Origin of the sequence: Pseudoalteromonas sp. AOP7-A1-14 (assembly GCF_052376275.1) — a bacterium.
Taxonomy (GTDB): domain Bacteria; phylum Pseudomonadota; class Gammaproteobacteria; order Enterobacterales; family Alteromonadaceae; genus Pseudoalteromonas.
Map to the genome: position 1 here is coordinate 1 of NZ_JBQSVO010000184.1, position 3793 is coordinate 3793.

A 3793-nucleotide genomic window follows, 5' to 3' on the forward strand; every position below is an offset into this window, starting at 1 on the left:
GGCTGCAAAACTTCCATATAGATAATGTTTTTTACTCACTATCTCGTGTTACTTTCAACTTCAGTAAAATAATTGTTAACACAGCGTGTTAACTAATTAGTTAAAAAATAGTCAATAAGCAAATTTTTATAGTAATTAAATTCTTTTTTGGTGCAGGAATAACAGCTAAAACTAGCGCATTATTTTAGATGGGCAGAATACATGAGTTACTTTAAAGTAACGAAAAGCAAGGGTTTAGCGGGTATTAACAACTATGAAATATAGTCTTTATAGTATAAGAAATGTATTGCACCAAACTTCACTAATTTGGTGCGACAAACTTAGCCAACCTTGATGACTACATCCAATCAGCATTTCGAATCACGCCAACAGCAAGTCCTTCAATATTGAACGACTCGTGCTCTAAGTCCACCTCAATAGGTGTAAAGTCTTCATTTTCAGCATGTAAAAGTATTTTTCGGCCTGCTTTTTCAAGACGCTTAACTGTTACATCCTCATCAACACGAGCAACAACAACTTGGCCATTCTCAGCGACTTGGGTACTATGCACTGCTAATAAGTCGCCGTCCATAATTCCGATATCTCTCATACTCATACCATTTACACGCAGTAAAAAGTCCGCAGCAGGTTTAAATAATAGCGGATCAATTTGGCAATGGCTCTCAACATGTTGTTGCGCCAAAATAGGCTCCCCAGCAGCGACACGACCAATTAAAGGCAACCCTAATTGCTCAGGTTCTTCTTCTTCAATTAACTTAATACCACGGCTAGCCCCTGGCGTCATTTTAATTACGCCCTTTTTAGCTAATGCTTTTAAATGCTCTTCAGCAGCATTAGCACTTTTAAAACCAAGTGTTTGGGCTATTTCAGCACGAGTTGGCGGCATCCCCGTGTCTTTAATAAAAACTTTAATCAGTTCGAGTATTTGAGCTTGGCGTTTAGTTAATGGGCGCATACAACTGGTTTTCCATACAGTACATTTAACTGTGAGTATATACAGTTATCTAAAAATCGCAAATTTAAATTATGACTTTCATAATTAACAAAACACCAATTGAATTATAATCAATAATAAAATAGCCTGAGTGTAAACCACGACCTAACCGAGAAATAAAAATGAGCATCTGGTATCAACCTGTCAGCCTTGAGCTGTGTAAAGAATTGGAAAGTGGCATTACAGGTCAAGGCACACTAATGAAAACCATGGGTATTGAAGTAACTGAAATTGGTGATGATTATTTAGTTGCAACCATGCCTGCAATCCCACAACATCATAACCCTATCGGTATGGTGCATGGAGGCGCTAATGTTGTCCTTGCAGAAACAGTAGCCAGCTACGCAGCTAACTTTGTTGTTGATTACACTAAGTTTTATTGCGTAGGGCAAGAAATTAATGCCAACCATTTAAAGGCATCACGCAACGGCACCTTAACGGCCACAGCTAAACCTCTTCATTTAGGTAAGCGTACATCAGTGTGGGAAGTAAAAATAACTAATAGCCGTGGAGAGTTGTGCTGCGTATCACGAATGACGGCCGCGGTGGTTGAGCGTTAAGCGCTATTTTTATATAAAAAGCTATTTCTCAAGCGGATAAATAGTGATTTCGATACCCGCGCCAATCGCAGAAATGCGTAATAAAGTGTCAGCTTGTAATGCTTGGTTAAAACATTTAGGTGAACTGCCTGACTCGAAACCAATATCAAAGGTACGTCTTGAACACGATAACCATTGCTTTAAGGCATTACGAGAGCATGATTCAATAAGCTCGCAAATATGATTTATAGCTTTGTCTGGCGAGCTTATTTCAGCACTGGCTTCTATACGGGCAAGTTGTCTATACTCATCTTTATCGTAATGTAATACCGTGGCATGCTTTTTAAGATCAGCCACTAAAGTGCTAATATCTTGTTTCGATTCTAGCTCAAGATCTACATTTAAAAATTGAATTTCTGACATATGCTGTTGTTTACCCCTGTTGATAAGAGTCAAATTTTAACCTAGTTTTTCTCATATACCAAATCTAGAATAAAATCCCTGCGACAATTTGCCACATTGGCAATCAAGTTCAACCCCATACAATCAGGCATTTAAAGATAAGAACAGGTATCTTCATGAACAAACGTCTTTTCAAAAATGCCAGAAAGCTGCACAAATGGCTGGGGTATTTGATAGCGATGCAAATTTTTGCGTGGCTACTGGGCGGTTTGATAATGAGCGCAATCCCCCTTGAAAAAGTTCATGGTAAGCATCTCGCTGAGCACCAACTTAATAACCCTTTTCAACACACCGATTACTTTGCATCGATTGAGAATATAGTTAATCAAGTCGCTGAACCTAAGCAAATTAACTATAGCCATTTTTTAACCACGCCCATTATTGTAGTTAAAAGTGCAAGGCAAGAGTACACCTTTAATGGCTTAACAGGTCACCCTTTTAAAGCCCCTGATCAATCGCAAATTATTGCCAATGCTAACGCCCACTTACTAATTGACGCACACGTAAGGAAAATTACTAAGCTTGAAACTGGCAGCAGAGAGGCCGGTTATAAAAACAATATTTGGCAAGTAACGTATGACGATATTTTTAGCACTACATTATATTTAGCAGCAGATAACGGCAAAATAATTGCGGTTCGCAGCATACTTTGGCGTATTTTTGATTTCTTCTGGATGCTACACATTATGGACTACGATGAGCGTGAAGACTTTAACAACCCGTTACTGATAAGTTTTGCTGCATGTAGTGTTTTATTTTGTATTACAGGCATAATATTACTGTTGCAAACACTTCGGTTTAGGCGACGTAAACGCAGCGTCTAAACTTTCCCCTGTTAACTTATTTACCCATTTGAATAATCACTCTAAAATAGCAACTCCTGTAGTTCACTAAAGTGATTGGATATGACGCAATTTATTATCGCGTTGCTGATTTGTGGGTTCAGCATAAATAGCTATGCTAACGAACAATTCAGCCGTTTTTCTAGCGCTAAAAAACACCTTATAAAAACCCTACCTAATAACAGTAAAAGCTTTTATTGTGGCTGTGATATTAAGCGCCAAGGTAAAAAACTGGTGCCCGACGTAAAGAGCTGTGGCTATGTACCGCGTAATGCCATGACTCGTTCAGGCAATCCCAATGCTCGCGCCACACGTATTGAGTGGGAGCATATTGTTTCTGCATGGGAATTTGGCCATCAACTACAATGTTGGCAACATGGCGGTCGTAAAAACTGCATAAAGACCAGCCCGCAATTTAGAAAGATGGAGGCTGATATTAACAACCTTGCCCCCGCCATTGGTGAAATTAACGGTGATCGCTCTAACTATCGGTTTGGCATGCTCGCGGGTAGTGCAAACCAATATGGGCGCTGCCAAGTAAAAGTTAATTTTAAGCAACGCATTGTAGAACCGCCTTTTTATGCTAGAAAACGTATTGCCGACGCTTATTTTTATATGCAAAAAACTTATGGTTTAAGTATATCGAGTAAACAACAAAAACTGTTTAAAGCATGGCAAAACCAAGTATTGGCAGCACAAAAAACAAGCAGAAATCTTTAAACTATTTATACACTCATTTTCATTTTTAAGCGGGTTTATTATTGCTAGAACATTATTTAGCTGATATTTTTTAACATATATTTACAGGAAAGTAACCAGCATGTTTAAAAATAACGCACTCTCATTAGCAGTTTTAGTAGCTCTTGGCGGACTTAGTTTAGTCGGCTGTGGCGGCAGTGAAAACGCATCAACGTCTGAGGAAGTGATAAATAAAACACCGACGACATCCATTGATT

At 38.7% G+C, this 3793-nt stretch carries 5 protein-coding genes; 3 read left to right on the forward strand and 2 right to left on the reverse strand.

Annotated features, from left to right (window positions below):
* Positions 1 to 337: 337 nt before the first annotated feature.
* Positions 338 to 955, reverse strand: a complete 618-nt coding sequence (gene lexA / locus ACT3RM_RS17180; RefSeq protein WP_441834712.1) for a transcriptional repressor LexA — start codon at positions 953 to 955, stop codon at positions 338 to 340.
* 161 nt (positions 956 to 1116) lie between these two features.
* Between lexA and ACT3RM_RS17185 the strand changes: the two genes are divergently transcribed.
* The gene (locus tag ACT3RM_RS17185; protein WP_441834713.1) at positions 1117 to 1554 is read left to right on the forward strand and encodes a PaaI family thioesterase; all 438 of its coding nucleotides are present in this window, start codon (positions 1117 to 1119) and stop codon (positions 1552 to 1554) included.
* Positions 1555 to 1575: 21 nt separating this feature from the next.
* Here the strand turns inward: ACT3RM_RS17185 and ACT3RM_RS17190 are convergent, their stop codons facing one another.
* Positions 1576 to 1956 carry a hypothetical protein gene (locus ACT3RM_RS17190; RefSeq protein WP_441834715.1) on the reverse strand — a complete coding sequence of 127 codons (381 nt, stop codon included), beginning with the start codon at positions 1954 to 1956 and terminating at the stop codon, positions 1576 to 1578.
* A gap of 155 nt (positions 1957 to 2111) precedes the next feature.
* On the opposite strand from ACT3RM_RS17190, the gene ACT3RM_RS17195 reads away from it, so the two are divergent.
* Both ACT3RM_RS17195 and ACT3RM_RS17200 read left to right on the forward strand, forming a co-directional pair.
* Complete coding sequence (locus tag ACT3RM_RS17195; RefSeq protein WP_441834716.1) at positions 2112 to 2819, forward strand: hypothetical protein; 708 nt, start codon at positions 2112 to 2114, stop codon at positions 2817 to 2819.
* 81 nt (positions 2820 to 2900) lie between these two features.
* Positions 2901 to 3557: an endonuclease gene (locus tag ACT3RM_RS17200; RefSeq protein ID WP_441834717.1), complete on the forward strand. Its 657-nt coding sequence runs from the start codon at positions 2901 to 2903 to the stop codon at positions 3555 to 3557.
* Positions 3558 to 3793 lie beyond the last annotated feature (236 nt).

Coding starts and splice junctions, on each gene's coding strand:
- lexA (WP_441834712.1), bottom strand. CDS start 955: ATGCGCCCATTAACTAAACGCCAAGCTCAAATACTCGAACTGATTAAA.
- ACT3RM_RS17185 (WP_441834713.1), top strand. CDS start 1,117: ATGAGCATCTGGTATCAACCTGTCAGCCTTGAGCTGTGTAAAGAATTG.
- ACT3RM_RS17190 (WP_441834715.1), bottom strand. CDS start 1,956: ATGTCAGAAATTCAATTTTTAAATGTAGATCTTGAGCTAGAATCGAAA.
- ACT3RM_RS17195 (WP_441834716.1), top strand. CDS start 2,112: ATGAACAAACGTCTTTTCAAAAATGCCAGAAAGCTGCACAAATGGCTG.
- ACT3RM_RS17200 (WP_441834717.1), top strand. CDS start 2,901: ATGACGCAATTTATTATCGCGTTGCTGATTTGTGGGTTCAGCATAAAT.